The 17,052-nt window shown below is 56.1% G+C and carries 20 protein-coding genes and 1 pseudogene; 8 read left to right on the plus strand and 13 right to left on the minus strand.

Annotated elements, in window-relative coordinates; all coding sequences use genetic code 11:
- The first annotated feature begins 333 nt into the window (after positions 1 to 333).
- Positions 334 to 669, plus strand: a complete 336-nt coding sequence (locus JNO11_RS08475; protein WP_170933470.1) for a Grx4 family monothiol glutaredoxin — start codon at positions 334 to 336, stop codon at positions 667 to 669.
- Positions 670 to 712: 43 nt separating this feature from the next.
- Here the strand turns inward: JNO11_RS08475 and rnt are convergent, their stop codons facing one another.
- From rnt to JNO11_RS08495, 4 genes are all read right to left on the minus strand, one after another.
- The gene (gene rnt / locus JNO11_RS08480) at positions 713 to 1,381 is read right to left on the minus strand and encodes a ribonuclease T (RefSeq protein ID WP_187510835.1); all 669 of its coding nucleotides are present in this window, start codon (positions 1,379 to 1,381) and stop codon (positions 713 to 715) included.
- A 120-nt stretch (positions 1,382 to 1,501) separates the two neighbouring features.
- Positions 1,502 to 1,909: a lactoylglutathione lyase gene (gene gloA / locus JNO11_RS08485; protein ID WP_010245580.1), complete on the minus strand. Its 408-nt coding sequence runs from the start codon at positions 1,907 to 1,909 to the stop codon at positions 1,502 to 1,504.
- Positions 1,910 to 2,025: 116 nt separating this feature from the next.
- Positions 2,026 to 3,123: an alkene reductase gene (locus JNO11_RS08490; RefSeq protein WP_010245578.1), complete on the minus strand. Its 1,098-nt coding sequence runs from the start codon at positions 3,121 to 3,123 to the stop codon at positions 2,026 to 2,028.
- A 50-nt stretch (positions 3,124 to 3,173) separates the two neighbouring features.
- Entirely contained in the window at positions 3,174 to 3,770 is a 597-nt protein-coding gene (locus tag JNO11_RS08495) for a TetR/AcrR family transcriptional regulator (protein WP_010245576.1), read from the minus strand.
- Between the two features lie 174 nt (positions 3,771 to 3,944).
- Between JNO11_RS08495 and JNO11_RS08500 the strand changes: the two genes are divergently transcribed.
- From JNO11_RS08500 to JNO11_RS08515, 4 genes and pseudogenes are all read left to right on the plus strand, one after another.
- A complete protein-coding gene (locus JNO11_RS08500) occupies positions 3,945 to 4,184 on the plus strand; it encodes a DUF1289 domain-containing protein (RefSeq protein ID WP_010245573.1) in 240 nt (79 codons plus the stop codon).
- Positions 4,185 to 4,252: 68 nt separating this feature from the next.
- Positions 4,253 to 5,150 (plus strand): annotated as a pseudogene (locus tag JNO11_RS08505) (aldo/keto reductase family oxidoreductase).
- Positions 5,151 to 5,234: 84 nt separating this feature from the next.
- Positions 5,235 to 5,753, plus strand: a complete 519-nt coding sequence (sodC, locus tag JNO11_RS08510; RefSeq protein WP_325177176.1) for a superoxide dismutase [Cu-Zn] SodC — start codon at positions 5,235 to 5,237, stop codon at positions 5,751 to 5,753.
- A 131-nt stretch (positions 5,754 to 5,884) separates the two neighbouring features.
- Complete coding sequence (locus tag JNO11_RS08515; RefSeq protein WP_010245563.1) at positions 5,885 to 6,352, plus strand: hypothetical protein; 468 nt, start codon at positions 5,885 to 5,887, stop codon at positions 6,350 to 6,352.
- On the opposite strand, the gene JNO11_RS08520 is transcribed toward JNO11_RS08515, so the two are convergent.
- Genes JNO11_RS08520 through JNO11_RS08530 form a run of 3 tightly spaced genes read right to left on the minus strand, consistent with a single transcriptional unit; the run spans position 6,353 to position 9,449 of the window.
- A complete protein-coding gene (locus JNO11_RS08520; protein ID WP_325177177.1) occupies positions 6,353 to 8,353 on the minus strand; it encodes an FUSC family protein in 2,001 nt (666 codons plus the stop codon).
- Entirely contained in the window at positions 8,350 to 9,207 is an 858-nt protein-coding gene (locus JNO11_RS08525; RefSeq protein WP_033771647.1) for an HlyD family secretion protein, read from the minus strand. The genes JNO11_RS08520 and JNO11_RS08525 overlap by 4 nt, the downstream gene beginning before the upstream one ends.
- Before the next feature lie 5 nt (positions 9,208 to 9,212).
- Complete coding sequence (locus tag JNO11_RS08530) at positions 9,213 to 9,449, minus strand: DUF1656 domain-containing protein (protein WP_010245554.1); 237 nt, start codon at positions 9,447 to 9,449, stop codon at positions 9,213 to 9,215.
- 150 nt (positions 9,450 to 9,599) lie between these two features.
- Here JNO11_RS08530 and slyA point away from each other — a divergent pair, with 150 nt between their 5' ends.
- A complete protein-coding gene (gene slyA, locus JNO11_RS08535; RefSeq protein WP_010245551.1) occupies positions 9,600 to 10,037 on the plus strand; it encodes a transcriptional regulator SlyA in 438 nt (145 codons plus the stop codon).
- Between the two features lie 40 nt (positions 10,038 to 10,077).
- Here slyA and slyB read toward each other — a convergent pair whose 3' ends face one another.
- Positions 10,078 to 10,545, minus strand: coding sequence for an outer membrane lipoprotein SlyB (gene slyB, locus JNO11_RS08540; protein ID WP_010245548.1), 468 nt, complete (start codon positions 10,543 to 10,545; stop codon positions 10,078 to 10,080).
- Between the two features lie 283 nt (positions 10,546 to 10,828).
- Here slyB and anmK point away from each other — a divergent pair, with 283 nt between their 5' ends.
- Positions 10,829 to 11,950 (plus strand): anhydro-N-acetylmuramic acid kinase, encoded by a 1,122-nt coding sequence (anmK, locus tag JNO11_RS08545; RefSeq protein WP_122458590.1) that lies wholly within the window; start codon positions 10,829 to 10,831, stop codon positions 11,948 to 11,950.
- A gap of 47 nt (positions 11,951 to 11,997) precedes the next feature.
- On the opposite strand, the gene JNO11_RS08550 is transcribed toward anmK, so the two are convergent.
- The 3 genes from JNO11_RS08550 to JNO11_RS08560 form a co-directional block, all read right to left on the minus strand.
- Entirely contained in the window at positions 11,998 to 12,231 is a 234-nt protein-coding gene (locus JNO11_RS08550; RefSeq protein WP_010245542.1) for a DUF4060 family protein, read from the minus strand.
- A gap of 229 nt (positions 12,232 to 12,460) precedes the next feature.
- Positions 12,461 to 13,672 carry a diguanylate phosphodiesterase gene (locus JNO11_RS08555; RefSeq protein WP_325177178.1) on the minus strand — a complete coding sequence of 404 codons (1,212 nt, stop codon included), beginning with the start codon at positions 13,670 to 13,672 and terminating at the stop codon, positions 12,461 to 12,463.
- Between the two features lie 100 nt (positions 13,673 to 13,772).
- Entirely contained in the window at positions 13,773 to 14,294 is a 522-nt protein-coding gene (locus tag JNO11_RS08560; protein WP_010670047.1) for a GNAT family N-acetyltransferase, read from the minus strand.
- A 289-nt stretch (positions 14,295 to 14,583) separates the two neighbouring features.
- Here JNO11_RS08560 and JNO11_RS08565 point away from each other — a divergent pair, with 289 nt between their 5' ends.
- Positions 14,584 to 14,817, plus strand: coding sequence for a hypothetical protein (locus tag JNO11_RS08565; RefSeq protein ID WP_325177179.1), 234 nt, complete (start codon positions 14,584 to 14,586; stop codon positions 14,815 to 14,817).
- A 151-nt stretch (positions 14,818 to 14,968) separates the two neighbouring features.
- On the opposite strand, the gene JNO11_RS08570 is transcribed toward JNO11_RS08565, so the two are convergent.
- Both JNO11_RS08570 and JNO11_RS08575 read right to left on the minus strand, forming a co-directional pair.
- Complete coding sequence (locus JNO11_RS08570; RefSeq protein ID WP_325177180.1) at positions 14,969 to 16,117, minus strand: MFS transporter; 1,149 nt, start codon at positions 16,115 to 16,117, stop codon at positions 14,969 to 14,971.
- Positions 16,114 to 16,653, minus strand: a complete 540-nt coding sequence (locus JNO11_RS08575) for a TetR/AcrR family transcriptional regulator (protein ID WP_325177181.1) — start codon at positions 16,651 to 16,653, stop codon at positions 16,114 to 16,116. Before JNO11_RS08575 ends, JNO11_RS08570 begins: the two co-directional genes overlap by 4 nt.
- Positions 16,654 to 17,052: the final 399 nt, after the last annotated feature.

Below are 17,052 nucleotides of genomic sequence, written 5' to 3' on the forward strand. Positions count from 1 at the left end.
TACGCACCGCGACAAAGTTGAGATTAATCTGATCCAGGATCAGCGCCCAGGCCATTCTAGTCCAGTTCTTTTAAAAACTGTAATGCCTTTTAATATTAATCTTTGCAACCCACGCAATTGTGCTGAAAATGAACATTTTCAGCGTCTTATATCAACGAAATTATTACGAATTATTAATCTGTTACCTGCTGTTAATAATCAGGAATTCAGGTGTCCCGGAGCAGGACTTAACAATGATGGCGATTTAATCGGGCAGCGATCAAAATCTCGTTTTCAGTCACGCTGCGAAGTCGCTACAATAAACAAACACGATGTGACGAATTAAGGAAGGCAATTATGAGTACTGTAGAAAAAATTCAGCGCCAGATCGCAGAAAACCCGATCCTGCTGTACATGAAAGGTTCCCCGAAACTGCCAAGCTGCGGTTTCTCTGCACAGGCGGTGCAGGCGCTGTCAGCCTGCGGTGAGCGTTTTGCTTACGTGGATATTCTGCAGAACCCGGACATTCGTGCCGAGATGCCGAAATTCGCTAACTGGCCAACTTTCCCGCAGCTGTGGGTTGATGGCGAGCTGGTCGGTGGATGCGACATCATCGTTGAAATGTTACAGCGTGGTGAACTGCAGACGCTGATCAAAGAGACCGCAGAAAAATTTAAAGAAGCAGAATAAAAAAAGGCCGACATCACGTCGGCCTTTTTCATTGCGGCATCCCTTATGCGGATGTCGTGGCTTCTGCATCGCCTTCCGCGAAGGGCAGTGGCCAGCCGCCTAACCGTTTCCAGCGGTTCACCAGCTCGCAGAACAGCGTTGCCGTCTGCTGAGTGTCATAGAGCGCCGAATGCGCCTGCGTGCTGTCAAACTCCATTCCCGCCGCAATACAGGCTTTCGCCAGCACCGTCTGACCCAAAACCAGCCCGCTCAGGGCTGCGGTGTCAAAGGTGGCAAACGGGTGAAACGGATTGCGCTTCAGGCTGGCTCGGTCCGCCGCCGCTGACATAAAGTTCAGGTCGAAGGTGGCATTGTGCGCCACCATAATGGCGCGATTGCAGCCGCTGTCTTTAATGCCCTTGCGCACCATTTTGAAAATGGCGTGCAGCGCCTCATATTCACTGACCGCGCCGCGCAGCGGATTGCTGGGATCGATACCGGTAAAGGCCAGGGCTTCGGGATGCAGCAGCGACCCGACAAAAGGTTCGACGTTGAAATGCAGCGTCTGGTCAATCTGAATCCATCCCTCTTCATCCATTTTCAGCGTGATAGCGGCAATCTCCAGTAACGCATCGGTTTGCGCATTGAAACCCGCGGTTTCAACGTCGATCACCACCGGATAGAAGCCACGGAAACGTTGATTGAGTGCATTAGGGGAATTCGATTCAGACATCAGGATCTCGTTGCAGAAAAAGGGCAGCGCGTATTATGGCAAAAAACGGGGCCGGGTGCAGCAGATGTAGCGCAGAGAAGGGGATTCAGCCCACCCGACCGGGCAGGCTGACAGGCAGGTTTAGTTGCCGAGGCCGTTACCGGCATCTTTGTTTTCGATTAGCTCGATTTTGTATCCATCGGGATCTTCAACAAAGGCAATAATGGTGGAGCCGCCTTTAACCGGGCCAGCTTCACGCGTCACGTTGCCGCCATCTTTGCGGATACGTTCGCAGGCCGCTGCTGCGTCATCAACGCCCAGCGCAATATGACCATAGGCATCACCGAGGTCATACTTATCGACGCCCCAGTTGTAGGTCAGTTCGATCACCGCACCTTCGCTCTCGTCGGTGTAGCCAACAAATGCCAGGGTATATTTGTATTCGGTGTTTTCGCTCTGACGCAACACGCGCATGCCCAGCACACGGGTGTAGAAATCGATTGAACGTTGCAGATCGCCAACGCGCAGCATGGTATGAAGTAAACGCATAACATCCTCTTTTAAATAAAACGCCATCGCCCGATGACCCAGGCGCTAAGTATAGCGATGAAAATCGCCTTTGAATAATGGCTGCCGTCATCATCCCGGACGGCAGCCCGAACCGGTTACAGCGTCGGGTAGTCGATATAACCTTCCGCGCCGCCGCCGTAGAAGCTTTCCGGACGCTGTGGATTGAGTGGGGCGTCCTGCTGCAGACGCTCAACCAGATCCGGGTTAGCAATGTAATCGCGACCAAACGCAACCGCATCGATCAGGCCGCGACCAATCAGGTCATCCGCTTTCTCAACGGTATAGGCACCGGCACCAATGATGGCACCCGGGAAGAGATCACGCACTTTCTGACGGAAAGCGTCGGTGTAAGGCTGACCGCCGGCCCAGTCTGGCTCAGAGAGGTGCAGATAGGCGATGTTGCGTTTTGCCAGCTCGCCGATGTACCACAGCGCCGCTTCCTCTTCATCCGGGCCGTTGTCCAGATTCTGGAAGCTGCCGATAGGTGAGACGCGAATACCAATGCGATCGGCTGACCAGTTAGCGATCACCGCATCAACCACTTCCAGCGCAAAGCGGCCGCGTTTTTCGATGCTGCCGCCATATTCATCAGTACGCTGGTTTGAGCCAGGTGCCAGGAACTGGTGCATCAGGTAACCGTGCGCCGAGTGCAGCTCAAGCAGGTCAAAGTCCGCTTCACGCGCGTTGGCCGCAGCCTGACCAAAATCTGCCACAATCTGCTTAATCTCTGGCACTGTCAGCTCACGCGGCGTTGAGGTATCTTCGCGATAGACGCTACCATCTTCAGCACGCAGAGAGGTACGGGTGCCAGCGGCAATCGCCGATGGCGCAACCGGTGCTTTGCCTTCCGGCTGTACGCTGTTATGTGAGATACGACCGGTGTGCCATAACTGTACTGCGGTGTGACCGCCAGCCTGATGCACGCCTTCGTTAATCGCTTTCCACGCTGCAATCTGTGGCTGAGTATGTAAGCCTGGCGCACCGGCATAGCCTTTCGCCTGGAAAGAGATCTGGGTCGCTTCGGTGATGATCAAACCGGCGCTGGCGCGCTGGCGATAATATTCAGCCATCATCGGGGTAGGGATGTCGCCTGGCTCAATGCTGCGCAGACGGGTCAGCGGTGCCATAAATACGCGGTTTGGGACGGTAATTGCACCGACTTTTAGCGGACGAAACAGCTGGGTACTCGCCATAATAGCTCCTGATTAGTAGACCAGTCGTCTACAAACATGTTTTTTAAAAATCAGCGGCGTTCAAGCCACTGTTCGATGGTACTCAATGCCAGACGCAGTGGCTGCGCCTCGCGGGAAATTTTGCTCTGCAGGCTGGCACCCAGCCACAGCAGCGACAGCAATTCCGCCATCTGCGCGGGGGGCTGCGGCAGGCTCAGCGACTCCTGCTGCTCTGCGGCAATCAGGGTCCGGGCGTAGAGTGCCGTGATCTTTCCGGCACCCTGCTGCAATGCATCACGCATCGGCTCTGAGAGATCGCACACCTCCGCGGAGACTTTGACGCCCAGACAGCCTACGATGTGGCCCTGCTGAACAAACAGATCAACGGCAGCACGAAAGTGGTTAAGCAGACGCTCCCGCGGCGTGCCTTCGGTCTGGTTAAGCTGCAACGCCACATCCTGCAGGAAACGCGCAAAATAGCGCTCCAGTAACGCCACGCCAAACGCCTCTTTAGAACGGAAGTAGTAGTAGAAGGAGCCTTTCGGCACCGCCGCCTGCGTCAGCAGTTCGCTGAGGCCCATTCCGGTAAAGCCGCGTTGCAGACAGAGTTGCTCACCTGTCTGGAGCAGGTGTTCGCGGGTTTCGTTGCGTTGTAGCGTCTTATTCATAGCAGTGAGATTAGTAGACCAGTCGGTCTAATGCAACGCAACCCTCTCTATTTGGCACAGAGTGTTCACTCCCGAGTCAAAGAACAGGATAATTCTGACCGGGTATGGCTTACTTCCTGCGCAACCAGGCTACGCTTTTTACTGGACTGTTTATTCTGTGAATCCGGAGGCGTGGTGGCCGAGCAGCTTGAGTTTTTCCCGGTTCCCAGCCCCTGTCGCGGCATCTGCCAGACGGATGCGCGCGGCTACTGCCTGGGATGTTTACGCAGCCGCGATGAGCGGTTCAACTGGCTGCGGTTCAGCGATGCGCAAAAGCGTGAGGTCATTCGTCTTTGTCAGCAGCGGCGTCAGCGTCTGCAACGGCAACAGAAAGGTGAGGAGCCACACGCGCCACAACAGCCGGAGTTATTCTGACGACTTTGCGCTTTCCGTTATACTCTCTGACACGCTAATTTCAGCCAACGCGCAACAGGGAGAACGTCATGTTAGAACCGCAAGCCATCGCTTCACAGGGGCCCGATTTTTCACCGCTGGTCATGGGGTACTGGCGTCTGATGGAGTGGGGGGATGTCGCCACAGGAACGGGTCGCCTTTATTGAGCACCACGTGAGACTCGGCATCACCACCGTTGACCATGCGGATATCTACGGTGACTACCAGTGTGAGGCGGCGTTTGGCGAGGCACTGAAACTGGCACCCGGCTTGCGCGACCAGCTACAGATTGTCACCAAGTGCGGCATCGCCACCCGCGCCCAGCCTGAGCATCAGATAGGCCACTACATTACCGACAAACGTCATATCCTGCAGAGTGCTGAAAACTCACTGCGCCATATCCATACCGATCGTCTCGACCTGCTGCTGATCCATCGTCCCGATCCGCTGATGGAGGCTGACGAGGTGGCCGAAGCCTTTATGGCGCTGCATCACAGCGGCAAGGTTCTGCATTTTGGCGTCTCTAACTTCACACCATCACAGTTTTCCCTGCTGCAATCCCGTCTGCCGTTCTCGCTGGTGACAAATCAGCTGGAGATCTCACCCGTGCAGCAAAGTGTGCTGCTGGATGGATCGCTGGATCAGTGTCAGCAGCTGCGTATTCGTCCGATGGCCTGGTCCTGTCTGGGTGGCGGTCGCCTGTTTAACGATCCCCATTTCCAGCCGCTGCGAGACGAACTGGAAGCCGTGCGGCAGGAAACCGGTGCCACCAGCCTTGAGCAGGTGGTCTATGCCTGGATACTGATGCTGCCATCACGCCCGCTGCCAATCATCGGCTCAGGTAAAACGGCGCGGGTCAGCGAAGCCGCCGGAGCACTGAACTTATCCCTGTCGCGTCAGCAGTGGTTCCGTATTCGCAAGGCGGCGCTGGGATTTGATGTGCCCTGAAGCGTAAAACTGCGTCAATCTCCGGCAAAATAGTGCAACAGCGACCAGACTTATCTCAAACCCTGGTATGCAAATGGAGTCACCATGAAAATGAAAGTAGTTGCCCTATTCGCACTGATCGCCTGCGGCTCAGCACAGGCTGCCAGCGAGCAGGTTACGATCCATCATGTTACCGCTGAAGGGATTGGGAAATCGCTGGGCACCGTTAAGATTGACGAGACACAGTATGGTCTGCAGTTCACGCCGGATCTGCAGGGCCTTCAGCCGGGCATTCATGGTTTCCATGTTCATGCTAAAGGCAGCTGTGAACCGGGCGAGTCTGAAGGCAAAGTGGTCGCCGCCGGTGCGGCGGGTGGTCACCTTGATCCAGCCAACAGCGGCAAACATCTGGGGCCTTATGCAGAGGGGCACCTGGGCGACCTGCCCGCGGTCTATGTCGATGACAAAGGCAGCGCTACTTATCCGGTGCTGGCGCCGCGTCTGAAATCGTTAAAAGAGATCAAAGGCAAAGCGCTGATGGTGCACGTCGGCGGTGACAATCATGCTGACCATCCTAAACCGCTGGGCGGTGGCGGGGCACGCTACGCCTGCGGTGTAATCTGAGTTTCCGGGCGGCAGGCGATGGCCGCCCGCTTTTCTCCTGCCTGTTTATGAATTGTTGTACCATCCCTGACATTTCCCCCCCTATGATATTGATTCAGGTAAGAAAGCGTGATGGGGAAAGGAGCAGGAAAATGAAATTCAAGGGCGCATTACTGCTATGTCTGCTGCTGGTGGGATGCGATAAACCCAATGATACGCAACTGGTCACCGAAACCGGACGCGAACTGCAGCGCACCATCGATACCAACCCAATGCGTATCACCTGTGAAAAGATCGCGAAGGGTCGTGAATGGCTGAGCCGCAACATGGTGCGTAAGCTGGAAGCGCAGGGTTGCGATCAGGTCTTTCGCAGCGCCACCGAAACCAATTTCACGGATAGCACTATTTATCGCCGCACCATGACGATGGTGTGCGGTGGCATTCATGGTCAGAGTTTTACCGGTACCGAACTGACACGCCGGTTTATCTTCTCACCCGATGAGAAAGTGCTGGTGATTGAACCGATGACCGAAATGGATAAAACCCGCTTCGAAGGCCATAAAACGCTGCAACAGTTGCAGGATGATTTTAACCGGCAACAGCAGCAATATTGCCAGTGATCACTCCGGCACCGCCTGCTTCAGCTGTGCCAGTGAACAGCGTAACCGCCAGATAATCCCCGCCAGCTCGCTGGCCTCATTGCTTTCCAGTGCCAGTAACGCGGTGATGGTCTCCTCCAGTTCCGTCAGCATCCGATCCAGCGAGCTGTGGCGCACGCCGCGGCTGCTGATAATCTGCTGTAAGTCTTGCAGGCAGTGATCGCGAAACCCCATCAGTGCGGCTGAACCGGCGCGCCATTCACGCAGCTGCCAGACGATATGCGAGCAGTTGAGCAGCACCACGCCCCAGCGCAGTAGCCAGACGCGAGCCTGCTCATCCCGGCTGTGACTGAGCTGGCTGATACGGTGGTAAATCTGCGATTCGAAGCGGCTCTCCCTGAGCCGGGGCCGCTGCCGCAGCTGATCGAGAAACGCCAGCCGCAGCGCCCGGATATGCCGTCGGCTGCGCCGCGCATCGGAGCTGGGTCGCAGAATCTGGAACGCCAGCCAGGCGAGCAGCACCCCGCAGACTTTGGCGATGTTATCGTTAAAGAAGTCCTGATAATCCCATGTGGGCGGGTTAGTCACCGCGATAAACGAGCCCATAAAGACGATGAACTGTCCCCACATCCCGGCGCGCTGTTTCTGTTGCAGCTTAAAGAGTTGCAGCGTCACCAGCAGCGGGAACAGAAACAGCAAAAACTGCCACAGCTGACTGATCTGCACCATAAGCCCAAACTTCATCACAAAACTAAACGCAAACAGCCACAGCAGGGTCTTCAGCAGCAGCGTGACGCTGCCGCCAGGTGAAGGTGATGAAGCGTAGAGCACACAGGCTATGGCGGTTAAGGTAAGCGCGGCTGCACCTGAAGACCATTGCGTATTGATCCAGAAGGCGCAGCCCAGCACGATAACGCTGAAGGTACGCAGGGCGCTCCAGCCCGCCTCGGCGCTGTCACTGTCGCGCGCCAGCGCCGGAACCGGCGGTGGCTGAAAACGGGTGTCGGCATCGGCGCGATCCAGCAGGCGGATCCAGCGCTGCACGTTGAGGTACATCCAGCAGAAGTAGCGCAGCCGCTGACAAAAAGCGCGCTGCCGGTAGTCGCCATCCGCTGCCGGGGTCACGCTGCGCAGGATTTGTGCCAGACGATATTTATCACACGCCGGTTTCGCCAGCTCCGCCATCAGTTGTTGCAGCGCCTCAAACAGCGCCTCAGGCGCGTCGGGCCAGTTCAGCAGCATGCGTCGCAGGCTGGAGAGCACGCTGGTGAGTCGCAGCTGCTGGTGCAGCACATAGTTCAGCACGTTGTTCTGTCGGCGAAAGCGGTAGTGGCTCCAGAACGCCTGAATCCGCAGCAGATTCATGGTCAGAATCTGGCTGATGACATTTTCATGCGCGGTCCGGATGGTCTCGCTGGCTGAGGGCTGCAGCAGTAACACCGCATGTTCCAGCAGCCTGGCATGCATCTGTTTCAGTGAGGTAATCAGCGTCTCACCATCGGAGGTACTCGGCAGTACCATCATCATTAATCCGGCGCAGAGAATGCCGGAGATCACCTCGCAAACCCGTGCCTGAGCGATGGTCCATAGCGAGGTGATATCGATGATGTTAACGCTGCTAAAGGCGATGATGGCGGCGGTGTAGCCCGCCAGCGAAAAGGCGTAGGCAACATTATTCTGGTAGTGGTTCGCTATGCCGGTACAGAGCGCCAGCCAGCCGGCAATGGCAAAGGTAAACAGCCACGGCTCATTAAGCGTATGTCCGGCGATCAGCAGCGCAGCGCTGGCCCCCATCAGACTGCCAACGATGCGCCCCAGACTTTTACTGATCGCGCCGCCGACGGTGGGAAAGCTAATCACGGCAGCAGAGGTCATTGCCCAGTACGGCTCATCCAGATCCAGTGCGTAGGCGATGCTCAGCGCCAGGCACATCGCAATAGCGTTGCGCAACGCATAGCGCCACTGGCCGGCGTTCGCCTTAATCCAGGGCAGTTGATCCCAGGCCAGCCACTGAAAATTCATGGCTGGATGGTGATGGTGCAGCTGGTTCCCGCCACCAGGTCTGCATCGGCAGGAAGCGGGTCGAGACGAATACGCACCGGCACCCGCTGCGCCAGCCGCACCCAGGGCACGTTGGGTTTGATATCGGGCACCAGGCCGCTGTCGGTCTCAATGCTCTGGTCATAGATGGCGCGGCCAATGCTATCCACCTGACCCTGCAGCCGCATACCATTGCTGTAGAGCACCACCTGGGCCGCTGCGCCTGGGTGAATATGGCGCAGTTTGGTCTCTTCGAAGTAGCCCATTACGTAGTAAGAGTGGCTGTCGACCAGAGCAAACAGAGGCGAACCCGCGGTGGCATAGTTGCCGGGACGCAGCGTCAGATTGGTGATCCAGCCATCCGCCGGTGCGGTCAGCGTCGTCTGCTGCAGATTCCAGCGCGCCCGTTCCCACTCCGCCTGTGCCGCTTTGGTGCTGGCGGCCGCCGCGCCGGCGCTTAATCGCGCGGCATCAAGGTCCTCTGCGGAGATGATGTTGCGCGGCAGGCTGCTGCGACGGTTAAATTCATGCTGCGCTTTCGCGAGATCCGCCTGCGCTTTGCTGAGCTGGGCGGCGGCATTGTCGAGCGCGATCTGCCACGGCACCGGGTCGAGCGTTAACAGCTGCTGGCCCTGATGCACAAACTGATTGTCTTTGACCTTCAGTTGCGTAATTCGTCCCGACACCTGAGGCGTGATATCCACCAGCTCTGCCCGTACTTTCCCGTCACGGGTCCAGGGCGACTGCATGTAGTAGTTCCAGAGCCAGCCAGCGGCCAGCAGCGCCAGGGCAAACACGATCAGCGTGGAGAAGTATTTTACCGCGTTAAATTTCATATCGATTATCCGTGACCGATGAGCCAGAGTGCGGCGGTAACGCACAGCACAAACAGGGAGAGATCAAACAGGGTGGGATGCCAGACATCGCCGGAGTAGATCCAGCCACGCACCAGAGGGTGGATCAGCAGCCAGAAAAAGAAGCCGAGGATCACCGCTTTAAATATCGGCGGAAAAAACAGTGAGGCACCCACCACCAGATCGGTCAGCGGATTCGCACCTGAAAAAGCAGGAGTGAGCACGTGATAACATCCTTCGTTAACCCAAACGTCAGACTGAAAGCGCTGCCACGTTATCGTGGCCTGGTCCGGGATTTGTAATTTGTCCTGTAAACTCGCAGAATAGTGTAAAATCTGGCTTGATAGCTAGCAAGCTAATTATAAGGAGATGAAATGGATACGCCCCTCGGAACGGATTTATCTCGCCTGGTGCGCATCTGGCGCGCGTTGATTGATCAGCGGCTGAAGCCGCTTGAGCTGACTCAGACTCACTGGGTGACGTTGCACAATATTCATCAACTGCCGCCCGAACAGTCGCAGATTCAGTTAGCCAAGGCGATTGGTATTGAACAGCCTTCGCTGGTGCGCACGCTGGATCAGCTGGAAGAGAAAGGATTAATCACCCGTTCGACCTGCGCCAACGATCGTCGTGCCAAGCGCATTAAGCTGACGCAGCAGGCCGAGCCGATTATCGAACAGGTTGAGAGTGTGATTGATGAGACGCGGGATGACATTTTGTCCGGCATCAGTCGGGAAGAGATCAGTCAGATGGTGACGCTGATCGCCCGGCTTGAGAAAAACATTCTCGAACTTCAGCATAAAGAGAAATAAAAAAACCGACGCCCAGGCGTCGGTTTTTTTGTTAGCTTCATTAGCGAGGTGAAACCGTCACCTGGCTGCCGTTGGATGCCATCACAACACGCTGGCCAACAGAGTAACGCGTGGCGGCCTGTTTCTGAACCACCATGATGGTGTTGCCATCATCCTTACGGATTTCCAGCTCAACGCCATCGGTTTTATTGACTGCGCCCTGTACGCCCTGGCCTGCTACGCCACCCAGAACCGCACCACCGGCTGTCGCCAGGCTACGTCCGCTGCCGCCACCAATGGTGTTACCCAGGAAGCCACCCAGCACCGCACCACCGATAGCACCGATGACATTGCTCTCATCGCCGCCCTGGATTTTTACCGGACGTACTGAGACTAAGGTACCGTACGAAACGCTCTGCACCTGCTTAGCTTCACTGGCACTGTAGGTATCACCCGACAGCGTACTGGTATTGCTACAACCTGCCAGCATCACACCGGCCAGAGCGACCACAATTACACGCTTAATCATTTGAAACTCCTTTAGTCGAGAAGGTGCCACGTTTACCGCTGTATCCTGCTCACAGTATAAGACACAAACCTGGCAAATTAATCCCTGTCCGAATAAAACACGGCTGGACGAAGCATAGACTATGCAGGATCAACAATAATTCAATCGTGGATTAAAAATAGTCCCATTACGTTATCAGTCAGCACGATTGGATAAAAAAGAATTTAATCATAGAATTAGCGATCATTATTTGTCAGGCTAACCGCAGATGAATCGCACCTCCCGCCGGAAGTAAGGAATGGCTATGAAATCAGGACGCTATATTGGGGTAATGTCAGGCACCAGCCTGGATGGAGTGGATGTGGTGCTGGCTGCCATTGATGAAAATATGGTGGCGCAGCAGGCGAGCTACTGCCATCCGATGCCACCAGAACTGCGTCAGGCGATTCTGGCGATATGTCAGGGACAGTCCCTGACGCTGTCGCAGCTCGGCCAGCTTGATACCCGCCTCGGCCAGCTGTTTGCTGAAGCGGTAGTGACATTAATGAAGCGCGAATCGCTTGAAGCCAGCGATATCACGGCGATTGGCTGTCATGGTCAGACCGTCTGGCATGAGCCACAGAGTGACGCACCCAATACGCTGCAGATTGGCGATCATAATCAGATCGTGGCGGCCACCGGCGTCACCGTGGTAGGAGATTTCCGCCGCCGTGACATGGCGCTGGGCGGGCAGGGCGCGCCGCTGGTGCCTGCCTTTCATCAGGCGCTGCTGATGGATGCTTCTGAACGCCGCATGGTGCTGAATATTGGCGGCATCGCCAATCTCTCGCTGCTGATCCCAGGTCAGCCGGTACGCGGCTTCGATACCGGCCCCGGCAATATGCTACTGGACGCCTGGATCTGGCGTAATCAGGCTCAGCCGTATGACAAAGATGCGCAGTGGGCGCGCAGCGGGTCGGTGATTCCGGCACTGCTGGAGGCGCTGCTACGTGAGCCCTGGTTTGCGTTGCCGCCGCCGAAAAGCACCGGGCGCGAACATTTCAACCTCAGCTGGCTGGAGCAGCATCTGCGCTATTTCCCGGGTCTGGCTGCGCAGGATGTGCAGGCTACGCTGGTCGAGCTGACCGCCATCACCATCACGCAGCAGGTGTTACTCAATGATGGCTGCGACCGTCTGCTGGTGTGTGGCGGCGGCAGCCGCAATCCGCTGCTGATGGCACGACTGGCAGCGCATCTTCCGGGAACGGAAGTAACGACTACCGATGCGGCGGGTGTCAGTGGTGACGATATGGAGGCGCTGGCGTTTGCCTGGCTGGCTTTCCGCACGCTCTCCGGCCTGCCGGGCAATCTGCCTGCGGTGACGGGCGCACGGGAAAAAAGCGTGATTGGCGCAATCTTTCCGGCGAATTCACTCTACCGACGCTAAACGGGGAGTCGGGGGCAATCTGCCCCCCGCAGGATGACAGGTGGCCGTCAGGCGGCGCCGGAGAGATGCGTCAGGTTGCGAACGCCAGTAATCACCGAGGCAACCATGGTTTCACGTCGGGTAATCACCTCAACCTGATAAAACCGGCTGCGGTAGGCGATGGAATAGATAACGGGATGGTACTTATTACCTTCTCCGTAGCGGGAGTAGTGCGCTTCAAGCGCACGAGTCGCTGCGAGAATATGGGAGGGTTCTTTATCACCGCGGATGATTTGCTTCATTCAGTTCCTCAAATGCTGTCCCTGGAGTCACGTCGCACGCATGGCGCGTAGCGCTGGCCTAAACACTGAACATCTGACTGCTAAACATTTAATCACTGACTGGGTAATGACTGACTCTGCCGCGGGAAGATGACAGAAAGATGATCCCCCGGGGCTGTTAATTATTTAGCAGCCGCCGGGTGATCCAGCAAGGCAGGAAATTGCAAATTCATCCAAATCGCAGAGGCGGTCAGATCAGCTCCGGCCAGGCCACGGCCGCAACGCCATTGAGTACAGGTTTTGAGAACAGAAAGCCCTGAAACTGGGTCACGCCTGCCGCTTCAAGCCACATCCACTCTTCCGGCTGTTCAATACCCTCGGCGATAACACCGATCTCCAGCGAGGAGCAGCATTTCAGAATGGCATGAATGATCGCCTGCTTCGGCCCACTTTTATGCACATCAGCGATGATGGTACGGTCGATTTTAATCTTGTCGGGCTGAATGCGCGTCAGCAGCGACAGGCCGGCAAAACCGGCACCGAAATCATCCAGCGCCAGGCTGATGCCGGCCGCCTTCAGCTGCCTGATGGCGGCTTCAAAGGCCTCAGGCTGCGAGATAATTTCATTCTCGGTGAATTCAACCATGATCTGCTCTGGCACCAGTCCCTGCGCAGCAATCTCATCCAGCAAAAACGGGACGGCGTCGGGCACTTCCACCAGCGTCATCGGCAGAAGATTGATCGACAGAGTCATTCCCTCAATCCCCAGCTGCTTCGCCTGGGCGAAGGCGATCTTTTTCGACCTCAGATCGAGCTGATAGAGCTGCTCACGTGACAGTCGGGCAAAATAGTCGAGCGGCGGTTCACCCTGCGGGCCGCGCAGCAGCGCTTCCAGCGAGACGATTTCGCAGGCGAAGGGGTCAACGATCGGCTGAAAAGCAAAGCTGACCTCATCCGCAGCCACCAGCGATGCGTTGCCTTCACGCTGTTCTGACTCGTCACAGATAAACGTCCAGCCGCTGGCGGCCGGGATCTCAAAATAGTTCTCTTTTTCCCGCGCTTCGACAAAGGTGCGCAGGAACTGCAGTGCACGATCGGCATAGGTCAGCTGATACTTTGTGGTGCACTTTGCCAGCACCGCCTCCAGTACCATCTCTTTATCATGCAGCCGCAGATCGAACAGCTCCATACCGACGTGGCCAAAACGGCGTGCCGGGGCGTAATCGCGCAGCAGTTCGACCAGATTATGGTGGCGTGGATCCTGGCAAATCCGGCTGTAAACTGCATTGACCGCCGCCTCCGGACCTTCCAGCAGCTGGAAAAAATGCGTGCCATTGAATAATAAAATTCCGGTGACGCTTGAGGATTTATTGATTTTATTCGCTTTCCGCGCCAAACCATTCAGGATCTCAAGCGGCACATGTTCAGTAATGTGGCTGCGATAGATGATTGTCGACAACATAAAGGTTTCCGGAATTTTTTATTTTTTGTTATGGCACCTTACCAGAAGCTTCTTCCGGGGAAAACGAGGGCCAGTACGTCTTTCTCACTCTGATTCTGTTTTAATCAACCGGCAGCGTGGTATTGCCCGTTCCCAGAGAGCGCTGCATAAAAACGGTATCCAGCCAGCGACCCTGTTTAAAACCTACCGAGCGCAGGATACCTGTCATCTCAAAGCCTGCGGCGCGATGTACGGCAATCGAGCCCTGGTTCTCGCTGTCGCCGACGTTGGCGATCAACTGGCGGAACCCTGCCTGCTCAGCCCAGCGGATTACATGGTTTAACAGGCGCGAACCGGCTCCGCGCTTCTGAAATCCGGGATCGATATAAATTGAGTCCTCCAGCGTATGCCGGTAGGCATGGCGCGGGCGATAAGGCGTCAGATAGCAGAACCCACGTACTTCTCCGTCGCTGACAGCGATAAACCACGGCAGGCCCGCCTGCTGAATCTTCCGCATCCGCTCGCCAATCTCTGCCGCGTCGGGCGGCACTGTCTCAAATGAGCCGGTGCCGTTAAGGACATGCCAGGCGTAGATCTGCTGAATCGCCGTGATGTGGCGTTCATCTGCCTCAAAAATTTCCATTATGCGGTTTTGCCCCGAAAGTCTGCACCTGGTGGAAAAACAACGGTATAGCGGGCGATGTGAGGGCGCAATATAAATATTACGCGCTCATGAAATTTTATGAGTGCGTCATTCTCCAGGATTATTCCTGGCAGGAAGCAGATAAAAAATCACGTCGGTTTAGTGCCACTACTGAATGGTAATTAAGCCTATTCTGAAAACAGCGTCAGCCGGATGATCCGGGCCGGCGTTAAGGCTATTATCGTCGCGGTTCTGATGAGGTTGATTTATTAACTGGAGGCGCAGCGTGATGCGATTTGTTGATTTTCTGAATAGTAAGCAGGGGCTGCGTGCAGCAAGAAATCACTGCTTTGAATTAAATGGTGTGGTACTGGGCCATTTTACTGCGTTATTCCTGTATGATAACCAGATTATTTTTACCAAAGATGGTAAGCAGTGTGCTGTGCCTTATTATCTGGGTCCCGAAGAAGATTTACTTCAGCAGAAAATAAATCCACGCATTAAAAATATCCGCGCGATCTGAACGGACGCCGCGATGAGTTTATCGCTTCAGCCATAACACCTGCGTAATATTTCCTCATTCCCCGGGCGATAATATTGGCACTGTCTGGTAAATAGCATCGACGCTATTTCTAACTTCCCTGTTTTCTGCCAACCTATTCGTTTACGCCTGCTTATTTAGCCGACTCGCTGCTGTTCTGCGCGGGTGCAATAAACAGCAACAGCAGGGCGCTGACCGCAAACAGCGTCAATGCCGTACTGGCACCCAAAGAGGCGTAGAGCTGACCAAACAGCAGCGATCCCGCTACCTGGCCCACCGCCAGCATAAAGAACAGGATGCCGACGCCGGTCGCCGGATCTTCAGCAGTGGCGCGTGCGCCCCACACCAGCAGCACGCCCGATAGCGTGACGTAACCTGCGCCACAGCAGGCAACCGCGATCGCTAAGCCGGTGGATTCGCCCCGACTCCAGGCCAGCACCAGCAGTGGCACTGCCATCCCGCACAGTGAGAATCGGTATACACCCTTCAGCCCGATACGGGCAGCGACCGGCCCGGTTGCCGCACCGACGATGCCTGCGCCTCCGGCAATCAGCCAGAGTAAGCGGGCGGTCTCCTCATCAACACCGACATGCTGTCGCAGCAGCGCTGACCCAAAGCTCCACCAGGCTGCACTGACCAGACCCGAAATCAACGCAATACTCATCAGACGATGCATGGAGCGGCGATAAAGCCGCTGGTGCCAGTGACGCACTCTGGTGGGGCGGCTGGCGGCGTCACCCGATAACACGCGCATCACCGGCAGCACACAGGCCAGCGACAGCAAAGCGAACAGCAGACAGGCGGCACGCCAGCCGCCGGGCAGAACGCTCAGGATGACCACCGTCAGGATAATGCCCGCGCTGGTGCCGGCATTGATCAGGGTATTGATGCGCGGCTGACCCGCAGCAGGAATTCGATCACTGACCGCCGCCGCCAGTGCGGGTGAAGCCAGACCGGCACTCAATCCGGCAATAAAGAGTCCGGCCGCCAGCAGCAGCGTTGATGAGGCACAGGCGAGCAGCAGCAGACCCGCCGTCGCACTGAGTGAGGCCAGCAGCGCCGTCAGCCGGGTGCCATAGCGATCCGCCAGCGCGGCTGCGGTAAGAATGGTGAGGCAATATGCCACAAAGCTGCAGGCTGACAGCATACCCGCCTGCTGCGGGTTGAACGGGATCTCCGCTGAGATAGCGGGCAGCATCAATCCCCATGAGAAGCGCGCCATGCCATAGGTCACGGCGATCAGGCTGAAGCCGGTCAGCGCCAGCGCGATGGGCGATCTCATCCTGTCGCCCTGTTCTGAAGTAACTGACTGACGACCTGCGCCGCCTGTTGAGCAGCGGCGGGACCGGTAATCAGCGCCGTGGTAATGGCACCCTCAAAGAGTATCCAGATAGCATCACTCAGCGACTTATTTTCAGCACCGCGCAGATGCGTCACACAAAGGGTGATATAAGCCCGCATCGTGGCCCGGAAGGCTAGCGCCTGAGCGGCCAGTTCACTGTCCCGCTCGGCATACTCTCCCCAGGCTTTCAGAAAGAAGCAGCCACGGGCACCGTTCGCTGCCGTCCACTCGCCCAGCACCCTGAACAGATGCGCTATCGCATCAGGCTGTTGCGGTGGCAGCAGATCGGCCATAAAGCGCTGCTCGCGCGCGTCGAGTACCGCTGCGGTCAGCGCTTCGCGTGAGGCGAAGTGATGATAGAGCGTGCGGGTAGAGACGCCCGCTTCGCGACAGATATTGTCGGTGCTGGTGGCGTGGAAACCGTGGGTGTAGAAGAGCCGCTCGGCGGCCTGGATGATATCGTTTCTCTTATTCATGCTTTAAAAGTAAACCGATCGTTTTACTTTTTCAAGCCGGTCGCTGTTAATTACGCCCGCTGGTATTGATAAATCCCTGATGCCAGGGGGAGCTGGCGTTCCGCTTAAAGGCACGCTGTGCACCACTTTCACTCTTATTCAGGTTCAGTTTATCAATACTCATAAATACCCCTGCGGGGATGATATTTTTCAGCTTCTGCTCTAATCATATCTGAGTAGCGCGTCACCCCTGGCGCGCAGGTTGATTTTATAAGGTATTGTTTTTAAGGTATTTTTTTTGATTTTTGCTTTTTTTAATGATGCATTAGCAGTATAAATGTAAGCGGGGCGACAGTGAGGGTGAGGGCGTTACAGCGCGTGGAATGCCTGAAGCGACATAAGCAATGAAAAAGGGCATAT

It is taken from the genome of Pantoea sp. 1B4, from assembly GCF_016925765.1.
Lineage (GTDB): Bacteria > Pseudomonadota > Gammaproteobacteria > Enterobacterales > Enterobacteriaceae > Pantoea > Pantoea agglomerans.